Here is a 23,285-nt window from a genome sequence, read left to right as displayed (position 1 = left end):
TCAGTTCGCGCCGTGGCTGGCGAAGAAGGTGCCGAAGATGTCTTCCTCGCTCGGCACCACCTCGGGAATCGGGCGCGACACGCGCGTGATGTTCAGGTAGTGGCGGTAGTTCATGTTGTCGGAGAAGTTGTTCCTGCCCCATGTGCCGCAGCCCATCGACAGCGAGAACGGCAGCCCGTTGTCGAAGCTGCCGCCGGTGGCGATGCAGTGCGCCTGGTCGACGATCACGCGCGACACCGGCAGCGTGAGGCCCAGCGTGAGCGCCCGTTCGGGCACTGCGCTGTGCAGGCCCACCGAGTGGCCGGCGCCTTCATACGAATAGATGCGCGCCACGGTGGCGGCAGCCTCGTCGAAGTCGCGCGCCGCATACACCGCGAGCACCGGGCTCAGCTTCTCGCCGGAGAAGGGGTGGTCATGGCCCACGCCGTCCTCGGCCACCATGAGGATGCGCGGGTCGGCCTCGGCAATCGCCTGCCAGGCGGCGCGGTTCGCGCCATCCACCGCGGCCGCGCGCTCGGCGATGGTGCGTGTCGACTGCCCGATGACGGCGGCAGAGAGCTTGCCCTCGGGCCACATCAGCTTCTGCAGCGTGGCCTTCTGCGCGTCGGCGAGCATGACGGCGCCACGGTCCTTCAGGGCGGAGAGCATCTTCGCGCGCACCGCATCGACGACGACGAGGCTGTTCTCCGACGAGCAGCTGGTCGCGTTGTCGAAGGTCTTGGAGCGCACGATGCGGTCGGCCGCGGCTTCGACATCCACCGTCTCGTCGACGATGCCCGCCACGTTGCCCGCGCCCACGCCGAAGGCCGGCGTGCCGCTGGCATAGGCTGCGCGCACGTTGGCCTGCGAGCCCGTGGCCACCACCAGGTCGCACAGCCGCATCAGCTCGGCGGTCGACTGCTTGTTGACCGGCGCGGGCAGCAGCTGCACCAGGTCGCGCGGCGCGCCGATGCGGTCGAACTGCTGGTGGATGAATTCGATGAGCCGCGCCGCCGTCGACCAGCCCTTGGGCGAGGGCGCGACGATGACCGCGTTGCGCCCCTTCAGCGCATTGATGATCTTGTTAGCGGGCGTGGCGCCCGGGTTGGTCGAGGGCGTGATGGCGCACACCACGCCCACGGGCCGCGCGATCTCGACAATGCCGCGCGCCGGGTCTTCGGCGATCACGCCCACCGAGCGCGCGCCGTGCAGGTCGCGCAGCAGGCCGAAGGTCTTGCGGTGGTTCTTGCGCACCTTGTCCTCGACGTTGCCCACGCCGGTGTCTGCCACGGCCAGCTCGGCCAGCTCGCGGTTGCGCGCGGGCTCGATGATGGCCCAGCCCGCCGCGACCACGGCGGTGTCGACCTGCGCCTGCGACCAGGTCTCGTAGATGCGCTGCGCGGCGCGGGCGCGCGCCACCAGTTCGGCGATGGGGGAGGAGGGGGTGTTCGGATGTTCCATGGGTACGTGTGGAGCTCAGTCCACCTTGATGTTGGCTTCCTTGGCGAGCTTCTGCCAGCGGACCAGTTCGGCGGTCACGACCTTGCCGAGCTGGTCGGGCGTGCCGCCCACGCCTTCGCTGCCCTGTGCCAGCAGCTTGTCGCGGATCTCCGGTTCCTTGACGACGGTGTTGATCACGCGGTTGAGCCTGTCGATGGCGGGCTTGGGCGTCTTGGCGGGCACGAACACGGCGTACCAGGAGTCGACGTCGAAGTCGGCAATGCCGGCCTCCTGCATCGTCGGCACGTCGGGGAAGGCCGCGCTGCGCCTGGTGGTGGAGACGGCGAGCGCCTTGAGCTTGCCGGCCTTCACGAACTGCGCGGCCGCCGGAATCGACACCCACAGCAGCGGCACCTGCCCGCCCATCACGTCGGTCACGGCCGGGCCGCCACCGCGGTAGGGCACGTGCGTCATCTGCGTGCCGGTGCGCAGCTTCAGCAGCTCGCCCGCCAGGTGCCCGGGCGAGCCGTTGCCCACCGAAGCGAAGGAGATGCTGTCGGGCTTGGCCTTGGCCAGCGCCACCAGTTCCGCCACCGTGTTCGCCGGAAACTGCGTGTTGGCCACCAGGATCTGCGGCAGCGAGGCGACCATGCCGACGGGCGCGAAGTCCTTCGCGGTGTCGAAGCCCAGCTTCGCGTAGATGGCCGGGTTGATGGTGTGCGACGAGAGCGTGAAGAGCACCGTGTAGCCGTCCGCCGGCGACTTCGCCACCAACTCGGTGCCGATGGAGCCCGCCGCACCGCCACGGTTGTCGATGAGCACCTGCTGGCCGAGCAGTGTCGAGAAGCGCTCCTGCACGATGCGCGCGATCACGTCGGTGCCGCCTCCGGGCGGGTAGGGCACGACGAGGCGGATGGGCTTGGTGGGGTAGTCGCCGCCGTTGTCTGCCTGCGCGGCGAAGGGCGCTGCGAGGGTGACTAGAGCCAGCATCCCGGCGCGCAGCCAGGGAGCGAAGAACAACTTCATTCGGGTCTCCTTCTCTTTATGGTGGACATCGGCGACGGCCCGGCCGGTGCGGTGCCCACGCGATAGCCCAGCGTGACGCTGGCATCGCGCGCGCAGGCCATCAGGTGGTCGGCCAGCCCGCGCGCCTGCGTGCGCGCGAAGCGGATCGAGGGCACGCTCATGCCGACGGCCGCCACGGCCTCGCCGCGTGCATTGAGCACGGGCACGCCGAGGCCGCACACGCCGATGCGCCATTCCTCGCGGTTCTCTGCATAACCGCGGGCGCGGGAGCGTTCCAGTTCGCTGAAAAGGGTGTCGAAGTCGGTGATGCTGTTCCTGGTGTGCGGCTCCAGCGTGCCCAGGCACTCCTGCAGCGCCGGCACGCCCAGGCCTGCCGCAGCGAGAAGCGCCTTGCCCGAGGCCACGCAGTACGCCGCCGCGCGGCCGCCGATGCGCGAATAGGCGGCCACCGGCAGGGGGCTGTCGAACTTGTCGAGGTAGACGATCTCCGCGCCGTCGAGCACCGCGAGGTGGATGGTCTCGCCCGTGGCCTGCGCCAGCCGCGCGAGGTGGGGGCGCAGCAGTGAGCCGATGTCCGATGCCTCGGAAACCATGGCTCCCAGTTCGAAGAGCTTCAGGCTCGGCCGGTAGGCGCTCGTCTCCGGGTCTTGCACGGCCCAGCCGCATTCGACCAGCGTCTGCAGCGTGCGGTGCGCGTTGCTGCGCGCCATGCCGAAGGCTTGCGCCAGTTCGGTGACGCGGCAGCCGCGCTGCTGGCGCACCATCCATTCGAGGGCGGCAAGGCCCTTGGCAAGCGTCGAGTCCATGAGGCTGGGGCTTTCCTTGTTGTTCCAAATAATGGAACAACGTTCTTGAATTTGAAACGCAATGTATGAATCCGAAGCGCCCTTTGTCAATCGGGGACTTGGATGTAGTTCCAAAGGCCTCAGCGGCTCCGCTGCTCAGCGCCGATGCCGCCCGGCCATGAGTTCGATGACTTCGCGAAAGATGGCGTTGCCACTCGCGTTCGCGAGGTCGAGCACGTGGCTGCGGCTGTAGTAGGGGCTCAGGTCGAGGCCCACGCCAATACCGGCGATCTCGATGTCGCCGTGCTGCTCCTGCCGCGCGATCACGTCGCGCAGGTGGTGGTCGAGGTAGTGCGCGTCGTTGGCGAGGTGCGTGGCGCTGTCCATCGGCGAGCCGTCGGAGATCGCCAGCAGCAGCTTGCGCGCTTCGCCGCGCTGGCGCAGCCGCGTGCAGGCCCAGTCGATGGCTTCTCCGTCGATACCTTCGCGGAACAGGTCGGCCTTGAGCAGCGCCGCCATCGCGGGGCGCGCGCGCCGCCACGGCATGGCCGCGGCCTTGAAGACGATGTGGCAGCGCTCGTTGAGCCGCCCCGGATGCGGCGGACGGCCCGCGCGCACCCATTCGCGCTGCGGGCGTCCGCCGTTCCACGCGCTGGTCGTGAAGCCCAGCACCTCGCAGGCCACGCCAGCTTGTTCGAGCGCGCGCGCGAACACGTCGACCATCATCGCGACCGATTCGGCGTGCTCCTTCATCGAGCCTGAGCAGTCGATGAGGAAGGTGACGATGCTGTCGGCAATCGGCTCCATGCGATCGATGCGGAACAGCCGGCGCTCGGTGGGCGAGGCCACGAGTTGTGCGAGGCGACGTCCATCGACGAGCCCTTCTTCCTGCGCGCCGTCCCAGCCGTCGCGCTCGGGCACTGCGAGCAGGGCACGCAACTCGCGCGCGAGGCGGGCGACGTTCACGCCCTGCGCGGCGATGCGGCGGTCGAGCTTCTCGCGATGGCCCGCGAGTACTTCCCTGCGCGCGAGCGTGGCGGCGTCGTGCTCGCGGTCGTAGGCATCGGTGGAGACGCGGTAGGCGCCGCCCGCGCCCTCGAGCACCTCGCTGCGGCCCGACTCGGCGGTGGTGAAGCGCTCGACGATCTCCTGGTCCATGTCGGCCACGAGGCTGAACACGCTGCGCTTGTCGTCGACGTGCGCGTCGCGCTGGGCTTCACCGTCTTCCTCGCCGGCCTCGTGCAGCATCGCGGCCACGGTGCGCGCGATAGCGCGGGCGTGCACGGCATACGCGGCCTGGTCGGCGCGGTCCCTTCGCAGGCCGGCCAGCGCGTGGCCGATCAGCGGCGCGAGGGCGAAGCGCGTGGCTTCGAGCATGTCCTCGGTTTCTTCGACCACCTGCTCGCCGCTGACGCGCGCACGGCAGATCTGCGCCACGGCGTACAGCAGCAGGCCGCGCGCGGTGTCGGTCAGGCCCGAGTGATGGAAGGCGAGCGACCACTGCTCGTGCCGGTGCCGAAGGTTGTGCCGCATGCCGGCCATGACCTCGGGCGCGAGCGCTTCCACGCGGAACTGCTCCAGCATCTCGAACAGCATGCGCTCGACCGGTTCCTCGGGCCGCAGGCTTTCATGCAGCGCGGCATCCGATGCAGTAAGCCGCAGCGCGAGCCCGTCGGCCACGCCGCGGAACGATGCGAAGTCGTCGGTGTCGGGCGATGGATGCAGGTGCGGCGCGAACCACGGCAGCGCCGTGCGGCCGCGGTGCAGCCGCCGTCCGCGGAAATGCAGGTCGCGCTCGCCGCTGAAGGCACGCACCACGCCCGCGCACAGCTCCGCCACGAGTTCTTCCTGCCGCACGCGGCGCTGCATCGCGCTCGCGGGGCCGGTGTTCATTCGCGCGCGTCCGACGAGAGCTGGTGCGACTCCTTCAACTCGCGGTCGAAGCAGCGCTGGAAATACTCGGCCACCAGCGGACGCTCCGCGTCGTCGCACTTGTTGACGAAGGAAAGGCGGAAGGCCAGCGCCGGGTCCTTGAAGATCTCGACGTTCTCGGCCCAGGTGATCACGGTGCGCGGCGACATCAGCGTCGAGAGGTCGCCGGCCGCGAAACCCTTTCGCGTGAGGTCGGCCACGGCCACCATCGCTGCGACCAGCTTCGTGCCCGCCTCGTCGGCCAGCGAAGGCACGCGCGCCTGCACGATGGCGATCTCTTCCGCCGCGGGCAGGTAGTCGAGTGAGGCCACGATGTTCCAGCGGTCGATCTGCGCGTGGTTGAGCCGCTGCGCGCCGTGGTACAGCCCGTTGAGGTTGCCCAGCCCTACCGTGTTGGCCGTGGCGAACAGGCGGAAGAAGGGGTGCGGGCGCAGCACCCGGTTCTGGTCCATCAGCGTGAACTTGCCGTCGCGCTCCAGGATGCGCTGGATGACGAACATCACGTCGGGCCGGCCCGCGTCGTACTCGTCGAAGATCAGCGCCACCGGCCGCTGCAGCGCCCAGGGCACGATGCCTTGCTGGAACTCGGTGACCTGCTTGCCCTCGCGCAGCACCACAGCGTCCTTTCCGACGAGGTCGAGCCGGCTGATGTGGCCGTCGAGGTTCAGTCGCACGCAGGGCCAGTTCAGCCGCGCCGCCACCTGCTCGATGTGGGTCGACTTGCCGGTGCCGTGCAGGCCCTGCACCATCACGCGCCGGTCGCGCATGAAGCCCGCGAGGATGGCGAGCGTCACGTCGGGGTTGAAGCGGTAGACGGCATCGACCTCGGGCACGTGGTCATCGCGTTCACTGAAGGCCGGCACGCGCAGGTCTGAGTCGATGCCGAACACCTCGCGCACGCTGAGCATCCGGTCGGGTCGAAGGTCGGCGGTGTCGGTCATGGCGGTTCCTGCGAAAGGGGTGTCTTCAGGCCTGAGCATGGTCGACGCGGTCGGAGGCCGCGTCGGCGTCGATGCGGCTCAGTGCCTGCGCGGCGCGCTGCAGCGCGGGCAGGAGCGTCTTCGCCTTGGCGGCGTCGAGCCGCATCACCGGCGCCTGCACCGCGATGCAGAGGTTCGACGGTGCGTCGTCGCCCGAGGGCACCAGCGTGGCGATGCACAGCAGGCCTGGCAGGAACTCCTCGTGGTCGATGGCGTAGCCGTCCTTGCGCACGCGCTGCACTTCCTTCTCCAGCGCCTCGGGGTCGGTCAGCGTGCGGGGCGTGTAGGTTTCGAGCGGCGCGTGAGAGAGCAGCCTGCGGCGCTGCGCCGCGCTCATCTGCGAGAGAAAGATCTTGCCGCTGGCCGAGCAGTGCACCGGCACGCGCGAACCCGAGTGCAGGTAGAAGCGCAGCGGCGCGGCGGTTTCCACGCGGTCGAGGTACACGACCTCGCTGCCCGAGAGGGCCGTGAGGTTGCAGCTCTCGCCGATCTCTTCCACCAGCTGGCGCAGCACCGTGTGCCGCGCGCCATGCAGGCTGTCGTTGAGCAGCAGGTTCTCGGCCAGCCGCCGCAGCCGCGTGCCGATGCCGTAGTGCCGGCCGTCGCCTTCGCGCTGCAGCAGCCCCGCGCCTTCGAGCTGCTGGAGCATGCGGTGCAGCGTAGGCTTGGGCAGTCCGGTTTCTTCCACCAGGCCCTGCAGCGAATAGCGCTGGTCTTTCGCGGCCATGACTTCGAGCAGCGAGAACAGGCGCATGGTCGGCGAATCGCCACCCGGGCCCGCCGGGTCCTGCGCTTCAGGCGTGAGGCCTTTGACGATCTTCATGGCGCGGATCATATGCGTTTTACAAAAAAAGAGACAAGACGTTCCGATTTTTGTAAATTGTTTGACGCGGGCCGGGAGCCATCCTATATTCCGCCGAAACGAATTCCGGAACAAGTCGTTCCGACTTTTAGAGCGCAACCTCGCCCCTCATCCTTCCAGGAGACGCCCCCATGAGCCAGAAGCCAGCCGCCGCCCCCGCACGCGAAGCCGTCAAGGGCGTGCAGAAGATGACGCCCTCCGAGGCCTTCGTCGAGACCATGGTCGCCAACGGCGTGACCGACATCTTCGGCATCATGGGCTCGGCCTTCATGGACGCGATGGACATCTTCGCGCCCGCGGGCATCCGGTTGATCCCGGTGGTGCACGAGCAGGGCGGCGCGCACATGGCAGACGGCTATGCGCGCGTGTCGGGCCGACACGGCCTGGTCATCGGCCAGAACGGTCCCGGCATCAGCAACTGCGTGACCGCCATCGCGGCCGCCTACTGGGCGCACAGCCCGGTGGTCATCGTCACGCCCGAGACCGGCACCATGGGCATGGGCCTGGGCGGCTTCCAGGAAGCCAACCAGCTGCCGATGTTCCAGGAGTTCACCAAGTACCAGGGCCACGTCAACAACCCCAAGCGCATGGCCGAGTACACGGCGCGCTGCTTCGACCGCGCCATCTCCGAGATGGGCCCGACGCAGCTGAACATTCCGCGCGACTACTTCTACGGCGAGATCCAGTGCGAGATCCCGAAGCCGATGCGTGTGGAGCGCGGCGCGGGCGGCGAGCAGAGCCTGGAGGCGGCGGTCGAGCTGCTGGCCTCCGCGAAATTCCCGGTGATCCTCTCGGGCGGCGGCGTGGTCATGGGCGACGCGGTGGATGAGTGCAAGGCGCTGGCCGAACGCCTGGGCGCGCCGGTGGCCAACGGCTACCTGCGCAACGACTCCTTCCCCGCAAGCCATCCGCTGTGGGCCGGCCCGCTGGGCTACCAGGGCTCCAAGGCCGCGATGAAGCTGATCGCGCAGGCCGACGTGGTGCTCGCGCTCGGCTCGCGCATGGGCCCCTTCGGCACGCTGCCGCAGCACGGCATGGACTACTGGCCGAAGGAGGCCAAGATCATCCAGGTCGAGGCCGACCACACCAACCTGGGCCTGGTGAAGAAGATCACCGTCGGCATCCATGGCGACGCCAAGGCCACCGCGAAGGAGCTGCTCCGGCGCCTGCAGGGCAAGACGCTGGCCTGCGACGCCACCAAGGCCGAGCGTGCCCAGAAGATCAAGGCCGAGAAGGCCGCGTGGGAGAAAGAGCTCGACGAGTGGACCCACGAGCGCGACCAGTTCAGCCTCGACGTCATCGAGGAAGCCAAGGGCGAGAAGACGCCCACCGGCGGCAGCTACCTGCATCCGCGCCAGGTGCTGCGCGAGCTCGAGAAGGCCATGCCGCCGCGCGTGATGGTCTCCACCGACATCGGCAACATCAATGCCATCGCCAACGGCTACCTGCGCTTCGAGGAACCGCGCAGCTTCTTCGCGCCGATGAGCTTCGGCAACTGCGGCTACTCGCTGCCCACCATGATCGGCGCCAAGTGCGCCGCGCCCGACCGCCCCGCCGTGGCCTATGCCGGTGACGGCGCGTGGGGCATGAGCATGGTCGAGATCATGACGGCCGTGCGCCACGACATCCCGGTGACGGCGGTGGTCTTCCACAACCGGCAGTGGGGCGCGGAGAAGAAGAACCAGGTCGACTTCTACAACCGCCGCTTCGTGGCCGGCGAACTCGAGAGCGAGAGCTTCGCAGGCATCGCCAAGGCCATGGGCGCCGAAGGCATCGTGGTCGACAGGCTCGAAGACGTGGGCCCGGCGCTGAAGAAGGCCATCGACATGCAGATGAACGAGCGCAAGACCTGCGTGATCGAGATCATGTGCACCCGCGAGCTGGGCGACCCGTTCCGCCGCGATGCGCTGTCGAAGCCGGTACGATTCCTCGACAAGTACAAGGACTACGTCTGAACGCCATCCACTGCACCCCATGACCGGTTCGCTGCTCACGCTCAACGCGGGTTCGTCGTCGATCAAGGTCGCGCTGTTCGATGCGGCCGTCGATGGCGATGCCGCGCTGCCGACAGCGCGCTGGTCCGGGCAGGCCGACGGGCTGGGCGCGGGCCTGAAGGCACGGCTGCGCGTGCGAGATGCCGACGGGCAGACGCTGCACGACACGCCGCTCGAAGGCGCGCAGGCCTCGCACCAGGGGGCGCTCGCGGCGCTGCTCGATTGGCACGCGAAGCAGTCGGGAGAAGGGCGCATCGCGGCCGTGGGCCATCGCATCGTGCATGGCGGCGCGGATTTCGTGGCGCCGGTGCGCGTCGATGCCGGCGTGCTTGAAGCGCTGGCCACGCTGGAACCCCTGGCGCCGCTGCACCAGCCGCACAACCTCGCGGGTGTGCGCGCGGCGATGGCGGCCTTCGACGGCGTGCCGCAGGTGGCGTGCTTCGACACCGCATTCCACGCGGTGCAGCCCGAGGTCAACCGGCGCTTCGCGCTGCCGCGCGAGTTGCACGACGCGGGCGTGCGTCGCTACGGCTTCCACGGTCTTTCCTACGAATCCATCGTCGCGCAGTTCGCGGACATCGCGCCCGAGCTCGCGCAGCGGCGGGTGATCGTCGCGCACCTGGGCAACGGCGCCTCGATGTGCGCGATCGCGCAGGGCCGCTCGGTCGCGACGACGATGACCTTCTCTCCGCTCGACGGTCTCACGATGGGCACGCGCTGCGGCCACCTCGACGCGGCCGTCGTGCTCTACCTGATGCGTTCGCGCGGCATGTCGGCCGACGAGGTCGAGGCGCTGCTGTTCCGCCAGTCGGGGCTGCTCGGCATCTCGGGCGTGTCCAGCGACATGCGCGTGCTGGAGGCTTCGGCCGAGCCTGCCGCCGCCGAGGCCATCGGCCACTTCGCGGAGCAGGTGGTGCAGCACATGGGCAGCCTCGCGGCGGCACTGCGCGGCGTCGATGCCATCGTGTTCACCGCCGGCATCGGCGAGAACGGTGCGGCGCTGCGCGAACGCATCCTCGAAGACTGCGAGTGGATGGGCGTGAATGTCGATGCCGCAGCCAACCGCAGCGGTGCGGCACGGCTGACGAGGGCCGAGAGCCCCGTCAGTGCATGGGTGCTGCGCACCGATGAAGAAGCGGTGATCGCCAGGCACACGGCGCGCGTGTTGCGGGCGGCCGGCTGAAGGGCGCTCTCTCTTTCTCTTCTCTGCTCGTTGCAAGGAGCCCGCCGCTTGCGAGTTCAGCGGCGCGTAGTCTTGCCGACGAACTCAGCTGGAGCGCAACAGGATCAGGGCCTGATCTTCTTCGACCATCTTTTCGCCGCTCATCGTGCTTTCCTCCGTCTTCCCGCGAACTAGGCGCGCAGCGCCCGCGCCAGGCTCGCCATGGCCGAGGCGCGGCGTTGCAGCAGCCGCTGCGCGGCTTCCAGCGCAATGCGCTCGAAGCGGATCGACTCGCCCGGCATGCGCTGGGCCAGCAAGGGCAGGTCGACGCCCGCGACCTGGGCGATGCGCGGGTAGCCGCCGCTGGTCTGGCGGTCGGCCATCAGCACGATGGGCTGGCCGTCCGGCGGAACCTGCATCGTGCCGAAGGCGACAGCCTCGGACAGCATGTCGCGGGGTGCGCTGCGCTGCAGAACGGGCCCTTCGAGCCGGTAGCCCATGCGGTCCGACTGCGAGCCGATGCGGTAGCCCTCGGACAGCAGGGTACGGTGCGAAGCATCGGTGAACTGGGGCCATTCCGGCCCCTCGACGATGCGGACCGTGGCGCCCGCCGCACCACGCTCCAGCAAGCCGTGCAGCACAGCGTTCGCGGTCGGCGTGACGACGGGCGCTGCGCCGAGCGTGAAGGCCGGCAGGGGCACGACATCGCCCTTGCGCAGCGCCCGGCCCTGAAAGCCGCCGAGCGCGCCGCGCAGGTAGGTGCTGCGGCTGCCCATCGCAGCCGGCAGCCCGAAGCCGCCGGCCAGCGCCAGGTAGCTGCGCAGGCCGCGGCGGCGCCTGCCGAACTGCAGCAATGCGCCGGCCGGCACGTGCACGGGCTGCAGCATCGGGATCGGCGTGGCGGCGTCGTTGCCCGGGGGCTGCAGTGTGGGGCTCAGGTCCGCGCCGGCCAGTGCGATGCGGCTGTCGCGGCCGAAGCGCAGCGACGGACCCATCAGCGTGATTTCGAGCGTGGCTTCCTCGCAGGCGTTGCCCGCGATCAGGTTGGCGATGCCGTGCGACAGCGGGTCCATGGCACCGCACACCGGCATGCCGATGGCCTGCGAGCCGATGCGCCCCAGGTCCTGGAAGGTGCTCAGCAAGCCAGGCTTGACCACTTCCAGACTCATGCGGCCTCCATGGCGCGCGCGAAGCTGTCCGGGTCGATCGCCTTGAAGCGGATGCGGTCGCCGGGGCGCAGCAGGCATGGTTCGGCGCGCGCAGGATCGAACAGCCGCAGCGGGGTGCGACCGATCATGTGCCATCCGCCGGGTGCGGCCACCGGGTAGACCACGGTCTGCCGGTTGGCGATGCACACGGTGCCCATCGGCATGTGTGTGCGCGGCGTCGCGCGGCGAGGGATGGCCAGCGCCGGATCGAGCCGCCCCACGTAGGGATTGCCGGGCGCGAAGCCGATCATGTAGACACGCTGCTCTTCACTGGGGTTCTGGTGCAGGGCGATGAGCTCGTCCGGCGTCATGCCACAGGCGGCGGAGGTCTCCTGCAGGTCGGGACCGAACTCGCCGCCGTAGCAGACGGGAATCTCGATCAGCCGGTCCGTGGCGCCAACGGGCAGCCCTTCGCGCTCGGGCAGCAAGGGCGATAGCAGGCGCAACAGCGCAGCGAAAGGGCTCTCGTTGCCATCGGTGGGAACAGCGTCGGCACGGTAGTGCACGCCGACCACGCTGAAAGCCGGCAGCACATCGGTCACCCCCGGCAGGCGGCCGGCGGCGAGCGCGACGGCGATGCGGTCGGCCAGCGCGCAGACGCGGCGGTTGACGCCGGGGTCCAGCGTGTCGCCGAGGACGATGCGCAGCGCGCTGTCGCCCAGCGGCTCGATGCGTGCCGGGAGTGGCGACAGGACGCTCATGACGCCGCCTGCGCCGCGCGGGCTTCCAACGACCCGTTGTGGTGGATGCCTTCGATCTCGAGCGCCTGCAAGGCGCGCCGCATGACCGCGATCGCGGTCTCGCAGCCGGAGCCGTGCGAGATGAGCTTGGCGATCATCGGGTCCTCGACATGGAGCCGGCGCTCGCCCGCATCGGAATTGACCGCGATGGTGGCAGCTCCCAACTGGCGGCAGGCGCGGATGATGCGGCAGGCAATCTCTCCCCGGCCGGCAATGAGGATCTTCTGGAACACGTTGGCGGTCGTGAATGAAAGGAGGAGGCAGTCTAGGAACGGCCGCCTGCATTGCCAACCCAGAACTTTTGCGCCGATCCATTCAGGAATATTGAACAGGTGACAACAAGCGCCAACGCGCCCGGCCGCCTGAGCGCGCCTCAGGTCAGGCCAGAGGGGTCACCCAGCGCGCATCGTGGCGCCTGCAGAAATTGCGCGCTCCCTTGCGCAGGACTTCCGCGGTGCGCACCACCAGGGGTGCGGCATTCCATGGATACCAGAGCGACATCTTGAAGGCCGGCAGCGGCGGAAGGTCGAGTTCGACCAGGTCGCCGCGCTCGATCTGTTCCTTCACGAAGATGCCCGGCACCAGCGCCACGCCCACGCCTTCGCGCGTCAGCGCCAGCTGGGCGGCGATGCTGGGTGCCGCCGACACCCGCAGTTCGCTCAGCGCCACGCCCTGGCGGCCCGCCATCTGCTGGATGACGTTCATTGCATCCAGGTAGGGCTGCGTGCCGCGCACCTGCGTCAGCAGCTGCTGGCGCAGCACGCTGTGCTGCAGGTCCCGCCTGGGAATCAGTCCCTTGCGGGCCACCCAGTGCACGGGCAGCATCATCAGGTCTTCCACCGTGGCGTGAGAGGGATGCACGGCGCTGGAGACGCGCATCACCAGGTCGAGGTTGCCCGACAGCATCTGTTCGGCGAGGTTCACGGTGAGGTCCACCTGCAGGTCGAGCTCGACGCCGGGGAGGCTGGAGCGCATGAGCTTCATCAGGTCGGGCAGGCAGGTATGCACGACTGTCTCGATGATGCCCACGCGCACGCGCCCGCCGATCTCCGCGCCGGTGTCGCGCGCGGCGGCTTCCATCTTGCGCGTGGTCTCCAGCAGCGACTCGGCGGGCTGCACCAGCCGCGCTCCATGCTCCGTCAGCGTCATGCTCCTGCCGTCGTACAGGAACAGCGACACCCCCAGCTCCTCTTCCAGCGAGCGCAGGCGCATCGATATGGCGCCGGGCGTGGTGTGCATGACTTCCGCGACCCGGCGGACGCTGCCGATGCGGGCCAGAAGAATGAAGGTTTCCACGAAACGGGTGTTCATCGTCGGTATTCCAAATGGTGCGTGCGGCGCTCCGTCTTGGTGGGCCGTGTTCGATTGTTGTGCGCTGCTGTTCAAGTCTTCTGAACAGCAGCTTCGACAATTCTTCGATGGACGGTGGACCGGCACGCTTCATAAAGTAAGCAACTTCCTTGCTCACACGCCGAAACGCCATGACCGTCGCTTCCTCGCCCCTTGCCTTCAGGCAGCTCGTACGTGCCGGCCGGTTCACCGCGCAGACCGCCGGGCAGTGCCCGGGCTACACACAGGGCAATCTCGCGATCATGCCCAGCGAGTACGCCGACGAGTTCCTGCGTTTCGCCCGGCTGAACCCGAAGTCGTGCCCGGTGATCGGCATCACCCGGGCCGGCGATCCGGCCGTGCCGGAGCTCGGCGACGACATCGACCTGCGCACCGACGTTCCCGGCTACTGCGTCTTCCGCAATGGCGAGAAGGTCGCCGAAGTGCCCCACCTGCGCGACCTCTGGCGCGACGACCTCGTCGGCTTCGTCATCGGTTGCTCGCTGTCCTTCGAGGAGGCGCTGCTGGAAGGCGGCGTGCCCGTTCGCCACATCGAGCAAAACACCACCGTTCCGATGTACGACACCAACCGCCCCAACGGCACCGCCGGGCGCTTCGGCGGCATGGGCGTGGTCAGCATGCGGCCCATGACGGCGGCGCAGGCCATCCGCGCCGTGCAGATCACGTCGCGTTTTCCGAGCACGCACGGCGCGCCGGTGCACCTGGGCGATCCGGCCGAGATCGGCATCGCCGACATCGATGCGCCCGACTACGGCGAGGCCGCGGAGATCCGTCCCGGCGAGATTCCCGTCTTCTGGGCGTGCGGCGTCACGCCGCAGCAGGCCATCCGTTCGGCCCGCCTGCCCTTTGCGATCACCCACAAGCCCGGCCACATGCTGGTCACCGACGTCCGCAACAGCCACCTCGCGGTGTTCTGAAGCGCCTTCCCGATTCCGTCACCCATCCATACCAGGAGTCATTCGATGAAACGCAGGCAAGTTCTTCTCAGCGCGGGCGCCGTGGCCGTCCTGCAGGGCGCATGGACCGAGGCGCTGGCCCAGGGCAAGGAGGTCGTCGTCGGCGCGATCTACCCGCTGACCGGCTCCAGCGCGCAAGTCGGCATCGACGCCAAGCAGGCCTTCGAGACTGCGCTGGACATCATCAACAACGCCAGTGCGCTCGACCTGCCGACCGCCAAAAACGCCGGCCTGGCCAACCTGGGCGGCGCCAAGGTGCGCGTGGTCTATGCCGACCACCAGGCCGATCCGCAGAAGGGCCGCGCGGAGGCCGAGCGCCTCATCACGCAGGACGGCGTCTGCGCCATCGTGGGCTGCTACCACTCGTCCGTGTCGACCACCGTCAGCGCGACCTGCGAACGCTACGGCGTGCCCTTCGTCTGTGCCGACTCCTCCTCACCCAGCCTGAACCGCCGCAACCTGAAGTTCTTCTTCCGCACGGCGGCGCACGACGAGATGTTCTCCGAGGCCATGTTCGATTTCATGGATGCGCTCAAGGCCAAGGGCCAGAAGATCGGCTCGGTGGGGCTCTTCTACGAAGACACCATCTTCGGTACCGACTCCTCCACCGTGCAGCGCAAGCTCGCCACCGAGCGCGGCTACAAGATCGCCTGCGACATCAAGTACCGCAACAACTCTCCGTCGCTGACCGCAGAGGTGCAGCAGATCAAGAATGCCAATCCCGACGTGCTCATGCCGTCGAGCTACACCACCGACGCGATCCTGCTGACCAACACCATGGCATCGCTGGGCTACAAGCCGCGCAGCATCGTCGCCCAAGCCGCGGGCTTCGTCGAGAAGCCGGCGCTCGACGCGGTCGGCGACAAGCTGGTCGGGATGATCAGCCGCGCGAGCTTCTCCGAGGACATGGGCGAGAAGCGCGCCTCCGCGAAGGCCGTCAATGCGATGTTCAAGGCCAAGGCGGGCCGCGACATGAACGACCAGACGTCGCGCCAGTTCAGTGCCCTGATGGTGCTGGCCGAAGCGATCGACCGCGCCGGCTCGGTCGATCCGCGCAAGATCCGCGACGCGCTCGCCGCCACCGACATTCCCGGCGAGAAAACCATCATGCCGTGGTCGCGCGTGAAGTTCGACGCCACCGGCCAGAACACCTTCGCCAACCCGGTGCTGATCCAGTGGACCAAGGGCCGCTTCGTCACCGTGTATCCGTTCGAAGTCGCCACCGCCAAGCTGGCGTGGCCGATGAACGCCTGAGCGCCCTGGTTCGCAATGCCGCCCTTTGCACCATGACCGCTTCCGCATTGATGCAGATCCTGGCCAGCGGCCTGCTGATGGGGCTGATCTACGGCATGGTCGCCGTGGGCCTGTCTCTCATCTTCGGGCTGATGGACGTCGTGAATTTCGCCCATGGCGAATTCATGATGCTGGCCATGTACGCCACCTTCGGGTGTTTCGTCTTCTTCCACATCGACCCCGTGCTGGCCCTGCCGCTCGTGGCGGCCGTGATGTTCATCTTCGGGGCCAGCGTCTATGCGGGCGTGGTGCGCCATGCGCTGCGGGTGAAGGTCAACGCCGGCATGGTGCAGATCTTCGCCACCTTCGGCCTGGCCACGCTGATCCAGGGCGCGGCGCAGTTCTTCTTCACGCCCGACTACCGCAACATCGGCGACAACGGCTGGCTCGGCGGCAAGACGCTGGAGCTGAGCGGCCTGTTCCTGCCGTTGCCGCAGGTGTTTGGCGCGGTGGTTTCCCTGATCGCATTCGGCGGCCTGTACCTCCTGATGAAGCACTCCGACTTCGGTCGCGCCCTGGAAGCCACGCGGGAAGACAAGGGCGCCGTGGCGCTGGTCGGCATCGACAGCAACCGGGTCTTCGCGCTGGGCTGGGGCATGGGGGCTGCGCTGGTCGGCGTGGCGGGCGCGGTGCTCTCCACCTTCTACTACATCCATCCGCAGGTCGGCGCCGCGTTCGGCACCATCGCCTACATCACCGTCGCGCTCGGCGGTTTCGGCAGCGTGTTCGGCGCCTTCGCGGCAGGCATCGTCGTCGGCTTGGTCGAGGCACTGACAGCCGTCGTGCTGCCGCCGGCCATGAAGTCCATGGGCATCTACGTGCTCTACCTGGCCGTCATCTTCCTGCGTCCGCAGGGCCTCTTCGGAAGACTCTGATGCAACCGACGATCCTCGCCGCCACCACGGCACCCGCCGTGGCGGCTTCCACGAACACCGCCGCCGACGCGGTGCACAGCTTCGGCCGCCGCCGCCGCATGCAGCTCGTCGTTGCGCTGGCGATCTTCGTGCTGGCCGCGCTGTCGCCGTTGGTGGTGCAGAACGCCTATCTGCGAAACGTCATCGTGCTCACCCTGATGTACGCCGCGCTGTCGCAGGCCTGGAACATCCTGGGAGGCTACTGCGGCCAGATCTCTCTGGGGCACGCGCTGTATTTCGGCGTCGGTGCCTATGCCACCAGCAAGCTCTACGTCGGCTTCGACCTGCTGCCCTGGCTCGGCATGCTGAGTGGCGGGCTGATGGCCGCGGCGCTGGCGGTGGTCCTCGGCTACGGCTGCTTCCGGCTGAAGGGGCACTACTTCTCCATCGCCACCATCGTGATCGCCGAGATGGGCCTGCTCATCGTGCACAACTGGGAATGGCTGGGCGGCGCGTCGGGCATCCAGTGGCCCTTCGGCGAAGACAGCTGGGCGACCCTTCAATTCGCCCGCGACAAGACGCCCTACATCCACTTCGCGGTCGGCCTGCTGGCGCTCACCTGGTTCATCTGCTGGCTGATCGAGGACTCGCGCTGGGGCTACTGGTGGCGCGCGGTCAAGGACAACCCCGAGGCGGCCGAGAGCCTGGGCGTGACGGTGCTCAGCTCCAAGCTGGCGGCAGCGGCCATCTCGGCCTTCCTTACCGCCGTGGGCGGAGGCTTCTACGCGGCCTTCGTTTCCTACGTCGACCCGGACAGCGTGCTGCAATTCCGCTTCTCGCTGCTGATCGTGCTGCCGGTCGTGCTGGGCGGCATCGGCACGCTGTGGGGCCCGATGCTTGGCGCGGTCATCCTGATTCCACTGACCGAGCTCTCGCGCAGCTACATGGGCGGCTCGGGCTCGGGCTTCGACCTGATGATCTACGGCGGCCTCGTCATGGCGGTGGCGCTGCTCAAGCCCGAGGGCCTGGTCCGCCTCTGGCCGGTGCGCCAAGGGCGTCGGAAGGAGGCCGCGCCATGAGCGGCGACATCCTCTTGCAGGCCCGCCAAGTGACGCGCCGCTTCGGCGGTCTGGTGGCCAACTCCAACGTCGATGCCCAGATCCGCAAGGGCGAGATCCTTGGCCTGATCGGGCCCAACGGGGCGGGCAAGTCGACCTTGTTCAACCTGATCGCGGGGGCATTGCCGCCCACTTCCGGCAGCATCCTCTTCGAAGGCCGGGACATCACCGCGCTGCCCGCCACGCGGCGTTGCGCCCTGGGCATCGCCCGGACCTACCAGGTGCCGAGGTCCTTCGATTCCATGAGCGTGGTCGAGAACGTGATGATCGGCAGCTTCGTGCGACATTCCGGCGCGTCGGCCGCCCGCCACGCGGCGCTGGAGATGCTCGAGTTCACCGGCCTGGCGCGCCAGGCCAACACCCCGACGCACCAGCTCACCCCGCCCGAGAAACGCCGCCTCGAGGTAGCCCGCGCGCTGGCCACCCGGCCGAAGCTGCTGCTGCTGGACGAGGTGCTGACAGGCCTCACGCCCAGCGAAGCGCGGCTGGGTGTGGAGCTGATCCGCAAGGTGCGCGATGCGGGCGTCACCGTGGTCATGGTCGAGCACGTGATGGAGGTCGTCATGCCGCTGGTGGACCGGGCCCTGGTCCTGAATCTCGGGCAGGTGCTCGCCGAAGGCTCGCCGCGTGACGTGGTGCGCGACCCCGCCGTCATTTCCGCCTACCTGGGAGAGCGCCACCATGCTGCTTGACGTTCGCGGGCTCACCTCGGCCTATGCCGGGCTCGTCGCCATCTCCGACATCTCGATTTCGGTGAAGGAGGGCGAGATCGTCGTCGTCGCCGGCGCCAACGGCGCGGGCAAGTCCACGCTGCTGCAGTCGCTGATAGGCATGGTGAAGCCGCGCTCGGGGGAGGTCAGCTTCGCCGGCGAGCGCATCGAGACGCTGCCGGGTCACCAGATCGCCGCGCGCGGGCTGGCCTTCGTGCCCGAGAGCAAGCGCCTGTTCCCGCGCCTGTCGGTGGCGGACAACCTGCGCCTGGGCAGCTACCTGCACCGCAAGAAGGCCGATCGCGAAGCGCCGCTGGAGATGGTGTTCAAGCTGTTCCCGCGCCTGAAGGAACGGCTGCCGCAGCGCGCCGAGACGCTTTCCGGCGGCGAGCAGCAGATGCTGGCCATCGGCCGTGCGCTGATGACCCGGCCGCGCCTGCTGATGCTCGACGAGCCCTCGCAGGGCATCATGCCCAAGCTGGTCGACGAGATCTTCGACGCGGTCGTGGCCATCCGCGATGCCGGCGTCACCGTGCTGCTGGTCGAGCAGCGCCTGGCCGAGAGCCTCCAGATCGCCGAACGCGCGTACGTGCTGCAGACGGGGCGGGTGATCCTCTCCGGCACCGCGGCCGAGGTGCGCGACAACCCCGAAGTGCGCCGCGCCTACCTGGGCATCTAAAGAGCTAGCGCGGTGAGGAGGGGCGCGGCACCACCGCGCCGCAGTGGCGCAGGAAATCCGCCGTCGCACGGCCCAGCAGCTTGTCGCGGTGCATCACCGTCGCCAGCCGCCGCACGCCGGCCGGCAGGCGCGTGCGCAGCTCGACCAGATGCCCGTCTTCCAGCGCCTGCGCCACCGTGTAGCGCGAGAGACACGCGAGCCCGGTGCCCGAAGCCACCACGCGCTTGATGGCTTCGGTGCTGCCCAGTTCGAAGCCCACGTGCACCTGCTCCAGGTTCTGGATCAGCCACGCATCCGTCACCTGCCGCGTGCCGGAGCCATGCTCGCGCAACACCCACGTGGCCTGCGAGAGCTGCCTGTGCGTGGCGATGCGGCCCGCCAGCTCGTGGCCGGGCGCGGCGACGATCACCAGCTCGTCCTCCCGCCAGGGCCGCACCACGAGGTCGGGGTGCGTCTGCGGGCCCTCGATGAAGCCCACGTCCACGTCGAAGCCCGCCACCGCCTCGATCACGTCGTGCGTGTTCGCGATGTGCAGGTGCACCTGGCTCTGCGGATGCAGTGCCGTCCAGGTCGACACCCGCTCGGGCAGCAGGTATTCGCCGATGGTGAAGCTGGCCGCCACGCGCAGCGGCGCCGCATGTTCGCCGCTGAAGAGCGCCTCCACCTCCGCGGCCTGGTCCAACAGCGCCTGCGCCTTGGGCAGCAGCGCGCGGCCGTTCTCGTTGAGCACCAGGCGGCGCCCCAGCCGGTCGAAGAGCTGCACGCCCACAGAAGACTCCAGGTCGGCCAGCGCGCTGCTGGCCGCCGACTGCGAACGCGCGATGCGGTCGGCCGCGGCGCGGGTGCTGCCTTCGCGCGCGGTGGCGACGAACACTTCGAGCTGGCGCAGGTTCAGGCGCAGGCGGGAGTTCGATGCCGTGCCCTGCTGCTGATCAGTTTTTCCGGTCATGGTGAGCGATATTCTCTGCTTTTTCGTTTGATCGAGGCTGCATACCATCGAGCGGACCCCGCCTGAAAACAAGAAAACAAAGGACCGCCAAGTGTTCAGCTTCCTGTCTCGCGAGCCCGTGCACGACCCGCTGGCAGCGCCCACGGCCGACACCACGGTCAAGACCACCACCTGCTACATGTGCGCCTGCCGCTGCGGCATCCGCGTGCACCTGCGGGAAGGCGAGAAGGGCCCCGAGGTCCGCTACATCGACGGCAACCCGAACCACCCGCTGAACCAGGGCGTGATCTGCGCCAAGGGCTCCTCGGGGATCATGAAGCAGGTGTCCCCCGCGCGCATCACGCAGCCGCTGCTGCGCAAGGCCGGCAGCGAGCGCGGCGCGGGCGAGTTCGAGCCGATCAGCTGGGAGCGCGCCTTCGACATGCTGACAGAGCGCCTCGCGAAGATCCGCGCCACCGATCCGAAGAAGTTCGCGCTCTTCACCGGGCGAGACCAGATGCAGGCGCTCACGGGCCTCTTCGCGCGTCAGTTCGGCACGCCCAACTACGCGGCGCACGGCGGCTTCTGCTCGGTCAACATGGCCGCGGGAATGATCTACACCATCGGCGGCAGCTTCTGGGAGTTCGGCGGGCCCGACCTCGAGCGCGCCAAGCTCTTCGTGATGATCGGCACGGCCGAGGACCATCACAGCAACCCGATGAAGATCGCCATCAGCAAGTTCAAGCGCGCTGGCGGCCGCTTCATCTCGATCAACCCGGTGCGCACCGGTTACTCGGCCATCGCCGACGAGTGGATCCCGATCAAACCCGGCACCGATGGCGCGTTGTTCATGGCGCTGCTGCACGAGCTGATCGGCAACGAGCTGGTGGACCACGCGTTCCTCAAGCGCTTCACCAACGCGCCGCAGCTGGTGGTGCTCGACGACTGCGAGCGCGAGGGGCTGTTCGCCTTCGATCCCGAGCGCGGCCCGCCGGGCGACGGCCGCAATCCGCACAACAAGCTGGTGTGGGACAAGGCCAGCGGCAGCGTGAAGCCCGCGTACCCCGAAGGCATTGCCGAGGGCTGCGATCCCGCGCTCGAAGGGCTCTACACCCTGGCCGACGGCACGCGCGTCGCGCCCTCGTTCCAGCTGCTGCGCGAGCGCGTGGCGACCTGCACGCCCGAGTGGGCGCAGGCCATCACCGGCATCGACGCGGCACGCATCCGTAAGCTGGCGCGCGAGATGGGTGAGACGGCACTGAAGCAGGCTTTCGAGCTGCCCATCCCGTGGACCGACGCGTGGGGCAAGCGGCACGAGACCACGCAGGCGCGGCCCGTGGCCTTCCATGCGATGCGCGGTCTCGCGGCGCATTCCAACGGTTTCCAGACGGTGCGTGCGCTGGCGGTGCTGATGAGCGTGCTCGGCACCATCGACGCGCCGGGCGGCTTCAGGCACAAGGCGCCGTATCCGCGCCACATCGTGCCGAACTACAGGGCCTTCAACGACCCCGGGATGATCCAGCCGAACACGCCGCTCAATGCCGCGCCGCTGGGTTTCCCGGCCAGCCCCGACGAGCTGGCGATCAACCCCGACGGCTCGCCGATCCGCATCGACCACGCGTTCTCGTGGGAGCACCCGCTGTCGGCGCACGGGCTCATGCACAACGTGATCACCAACGCGGTGAAGGGCGACCCGTACCGCATCGACACGCTGCTGATCTTCATGGCCAACATGGCCTGGAACTCCAGCATGAACACCATGGCGGTGCGCGAGATGCTCAACCGCAAGGACGAGAAGGGCGAGCACATGATCCCCTTCCTGGTGGTGTGCGACGCCTTCCAGAGCGAGACGGTGGCCTTCGCCGACCTCGTGCTGCCCGATACCACCTACCTGGAGCGCCACGACGTGATGGGAATGCTCGACCGGCCCATTTCGGAATTCGACGGGCCTGTCGATTCGGTGCGCATTCCGGTGGTGCCGCCCACGGGGCAGTGCAAGCCCTTCCAGGAGGTGCTGATCGAGCTGGCCTCGCGGCTGAAGTTTCCGGCCTTCACCACGCCCGAGGGAGGGCGCAAGTACAGCGGCTACCCCGACTTCATCGTCAACTTCGAGCCGCAGCCGGGCATCGGCTTTCTCATGGGTTGGCGCGGCAAGGACGGCACCGAGCACCTGCGCGGCGCACCCAACCCGAAGCAGTGGGAGGCCTACGAGAAGAACAACTGCGTGTTCCACTACCACATGCCCGAGACCATGCACTACATGCGCAACTGGAACCGGGAGTACCTCGACTTCGCGAAGGACAAGGGCTGGCGCCAGCGCAACGATCCGGTGCAGCTGGCGCTGTATTCCGACACGCTGCAGAGCTTCAGGCTCGCAGCGCAGGGCAAGACCCCGGGGCGGCAGCCGCCCGACGCGCTGCGCGAGCGCATCGACACGTATTTCGATCCGCTGCCCTTCTGGTATCCGCCGCTCGAAGAGGCTGCGACCGACCTCGATGCGTTTCCGCTCAACGCGCTTACGCAACGGCCTATGGCCATGTATCACTCGTGGGACTCGCAGAACGCATGGCTCAGGCAGATCCACAGCCACAACTACCTGCATGTGAACCCGGTGACGGCGCAGGCCGCGGGCATCGCCGACGGCGGCTGGTGCTGGGTCGAGAGCCGCTGGGGCAAGGTGCGCTGCATGCTGCGCCACAGCGAAGCAGTGGAGCCGGGCACCGTGTGGACGTGGAATGCGATCGGCAAGGCCGACGGCGCCTGGCAGCTCGCACCCGGCGCGGACGAGGCGCGCAAGGGCTTCCTGCTGAACCACCTGATCAGCGAGGAGCTGCCCTGTGCAGGCACTGCGAGCGGGACCATCAGCAACTCCGATCCGATCACGGGGCAGGCGGGGTGGTACGACGTGCGGGTGCGCATACGGCCGGCCGAGCCGGGTGAACCCCAGGAGAGCTATCCGCAGGTTGCGAGCATGCCGGCGGTGCCTGGGGTGCTGGGGAAGGCGGCGAGCGTGCTGACTTACTTTGCGGGGAGGGGCAGGAAATGATGCAGTGGTTGAAGGAGCTGATGTCTTCGGTATCGCTCCCTCCCCCTCTGGGGGAGGGTTGGGGTGGGGGCATGGGCGCTGGAACTGGAAGCCTCGTTGCGTTGAAAGCCGATGTGGGGCCCCCCCCCCCCCCCCCCCCCCCCCCCCCCCCGGGGGGGGGCGGGGCGGGGGGGGGGGGGGGGGCGAGCGGCGCACACCAAGCCGCGCGACAAACACCCCAAAAAAGCAAACCGCGGACGCCCC

At 68.5% G+C, this 23,285-nt stretch carries 20 protein-coding genes; 9 read left to right on the top strand and 11 right to left on the bottom strand.

The window, feature by feature from the left end:
• The 6 genes from FHT32_RS00100 to FHT32_RS00075 all read right to left on the bottom strand — a co-directional run bounded on the left by FHT32_RS00100 (position 1) and on the right by FHT32_RS00075 (position 6,977).
• Positions 1-1,440, bottom strand: coding sequence for an aldehyde dehydrogenase family protein (locus tag FHT32_RS00100; RefSeq protein WP_176662651.1), 1,440 nt, complete (start codon positions 1,438-1,440; stop codon positions 1-3).
• Positions 1,441-1,455: 15 nt separating this feature from the next.
• A complete protein-coding gene (locus tag FHT32_RS00095; RefSeq protein WP_176662650.1) occupies positions 1,456-2,445 on the bottom strand; it encodes a tripartite tricarboxylate transporter substrate binding protein in 990 nt (329 codons plus the stop codon).
• Positions 2,442-3,251 (bottom strand): IclR family transcriptional regulator, encoded by an 810-nt coding sequence (locus tag FHT32_RS00090; RefSeq protein ID WP_176662649.1) that lies wholly within the window; start codon positions 3,249-3,251, stop codon positions 2,442-2,444. The genes FHT32_RS00095 and FHT32_RS00090 overlap by 4 nt, the downstream gene beginning before the upstream one ends.
• A 135-nt stretch (positions 3,252-3,386) precedes the next feature.
• The gene (locus tag FHT32_RS00085) at positions 3,387-5,123 is read right to left on the bottom strand and encodes a cobalt chelatase (RefSeq protein WP_176662648.1); all 1,737 of its coding nucleotides are present in this window, start codon (positions 5,121-5,123) and stop codon (positions 3,387-3,389) included.
• A complete protein-coding gene (locus tag FHT32_RS00080; protein WP_176662647.1) occupies positions 5,120-6,103 on the bottom strand; it encodes an AAA family ATPase in 984 nt (327 codons plus the stop codon). The genes FHT32_RS00085 and FHT32_RS00080 overlap by 4 nt, the downstream gene beginning before the upstream one ends.
• A 25-nt stretch (positions 6,104-6,128) precedes the next feature.
• Complete coding sequence (locus FHT32_RS00075) at positions 6,129-6,977, bottom strand: IclR family transcriptional regulator (RefSeq protein WP_176662646.1); 849 nt, start codon at positions 6,975-6,977, stop codon at positions 6,129-6,131.
• Between the two features lie 158 nt (positions 6,978-7,135).
• Between FHT32_RS00075 and xsc the strand changes: the two genes are divergently transcribed.
• Entirely contained in the window at positions 7,136-8,959 is a 1,824-nt protein-coding gene (gene xsc, locus FHT32_RS00070; protein ID WP_176662645.1) for a sulfoacetaldehyde acetyltransferase, read from the top strand.
• A gap of 19 nt (positions 8,960-8,978) precedes the next feature.
• Positions 8,979-10,181 carry an acetate/propionate family kinase gene (locus FHT32_RS00065; RefSeq protein WP_176662644.1) on the top strand — a complete coding sequence of 401 codons (1,203 nt, stop codon included), beginning with the start codon at positions 8,979-8,981 and terminating at the stop codon, positions 10,179-10,181.
• Positions 10,182-10,351: 170 nt separating this feature from the next.
• Here the strand turns inward: FHT32_RS00065 and FHT32_RS00060 are convergent, their stop codons facing one another.
• The 4 genes from FHT32_RS00060 to FHT32_RS00045 form a co-directional block, all read right to left on the bottom strand.
• Entirely contained in the window at positions 10,352-11,329 is a 978-nt protein-coding gene (locus FHT32_RS00060; protein ID WP_176662643.1) for a biotin-dependent carboxyltransferase family protein, read from the bottom strand.
• On the bottom strand, positions 11,326-12,069 hold the full coding sequence (gene pxpB, locus FHT32_RS00055) for a 5-oxoprolinase subunit PxpB (protein ID WP_176662642.1): 744 nt from the start codon (positions 12,067-12,069) through the stop codon (positions 11,326-11,328). The genes FHT32_RS00060 and pxpB overlap by 4 nt, the downstream gene beginning before the upstream one ends.
• Positions 12,066-12,341 (bottom strand): biotin carboxylase N-terminal domain-containing protein, encoded by a 276-nt coding sequence (locus FHT32_RS00050; RefSeq protein WP_176662641.1) that lies wholly within the window; start codon positions 12,339-12,341, stop codon positions 12,066-12,068. Before FHT32_RS00050 ends, pxpB begins: the two co-directional genes overlap by 4 nt.
• Positions 12,342-12,486: 145 nt before the next feature.
• Positions 12,487-13,419 carry a LysR family transcriptional regulator gene (locus FHT32_RS00045; RefSeq protein ID WP_176662640.1) on the bottom strand — a complete coding sequence of 311 codons (933 nt, stop codon included), beginning with the start codon at positions 13,417-13,419 and terminating at the stop codon, positions 12,487-12,489.
• A 170-nt stretch (positions 13,420-13,589) separates the two neighbouring features.
• Here FHT32_RS00045 and FHT32_RS00040 point away from each other — a divergent pair, with 170 nt between their 5' ends.
• Genes FHT32_RS00040 through FHT32_RS00015 form a run of 6 tightly spaced genes read left to right on the top strand, consistent with a single transcriptional unit; the run spans position 13,590 to position 19,068 of the window.
• A complete protein-coding gene (locus tag FHT32_RS00040; RefSeq protein ID WP_176662639.1) occupies positions 13,590-14,375 on the top strand; it encodes a putative hydro-lyase in 786 nt (261 codons plus the stop codon).
• A gap of 45 nt (positions 14,376-14,420) precedes the next feature.
• Positions 14,421-15,668, top strand: coding sequence for an ABC transporter substrate-binding protein (locus FHT32_RS00035; protein WP_176662638.1), 1,248 nt, complete (start codon positions 14,421-14,423; stop codon positions 15,666-15,668).
• 32 nt (positions 15,669-15,700) lie between these two features.
• On the top strand, positions 15,701-16,582 hold the full coding sequence (locus FHT32_RS00030; protein ID WP_176662637.1) for a branched-chain amino acid ABC transporter permease: 882 nt from the start codon (positions 15,701-15,703) through the stop codon (positions 16,580-16,582).
• Entirely contained in the window at positions 16,582-17,640 is a 1,059-nt protein-coding gene (locus FHT32_RS00025) for a branched-chain amino acid ABC transporter permease (RefSeq protein WP_218088043.1), read from the top strand. The genes FHT32_RS00030 and FHT32_RS00025 overlap by 1 nt, the downstream gene beginning before the upstream one ends.
• Positions 17,637-18,371, top strand: a complete 735-nt coding sequence (locus FHT32_RS00020; RefSeq protein ID WP_176662636.1) for an ABC transporter ATP-binding protein — start codon at positions 17,637-17,639, stop codon at positions 18,369-18,371. Before FHT32_RS00025 ends, FHT32_RS00020 begins: the two co-directional genes overlap by 4 nt.
• Positions 18,361-19,068, top strand: coding sequence for an ABC transporter ATP-binding protein (locus FHT32_RS00015; RefSeq protein WP_218088042.1), 708 nt, complete (start codon positions 18,361-18,363; stop codon positions 19,066-19,068). Before FHT32_RS00020 ends, FHT32_RS00015 begins: the two co-directional genes overlap by 11 nt.
• A gap of 4 nt (positions 19,069-19,072) precedes the next feature.
• Here FHT32_RS00015 and FHT32_RS00010 read toward each other — a convergent pair whose 3' ends face one another.
• Positions 19,073-20,017: a LysR family transcriptional regulator gene (locus tag FHT32_RS00010; RefSeq protein ID WP_176662635.1), complete on the bottom strand. Its 945-nt coding sequence runs from the start codon at positions 20,015-20,017 to the stop codon at positions 19,073-19,075.
• A 91-nt stretch (positions 20,018-20,108) separates the two neighbouring features.
• Here FHT32_RS00010 and FHT32_RS00005 point away from each other — a divergent pair, with 91 nt between their 5' ends.
• Complete coding sequence (locus FHT32_RS00005) at positions 20,109-23,042, top strand: molybdopterin oxidoreductase family protein (protein WP_176662634.1); 2,934 nt, start codon at positions 20,109-20,111, stop codon at positions 23,040-23,042.
• The last annotated feature ends 243 nt before the right edge of the window (positions 23,043-23,285 follow it).

It is taken from the genome of Variovorax sp. SG517 (genome assembly GCF_013376045.1).
Classification (GTDB): domain Bacteria; phylum Pseudomonadota; class Gammaproteobacteria; order Burkholderiales; family Burkholderiaceae_C; genus Variovorax.
The sequence above is the reverse complement of the archived record's forward strand: the minus strand, read 5'-3'. Positions and strand labels throughout refer to the sequence as shown.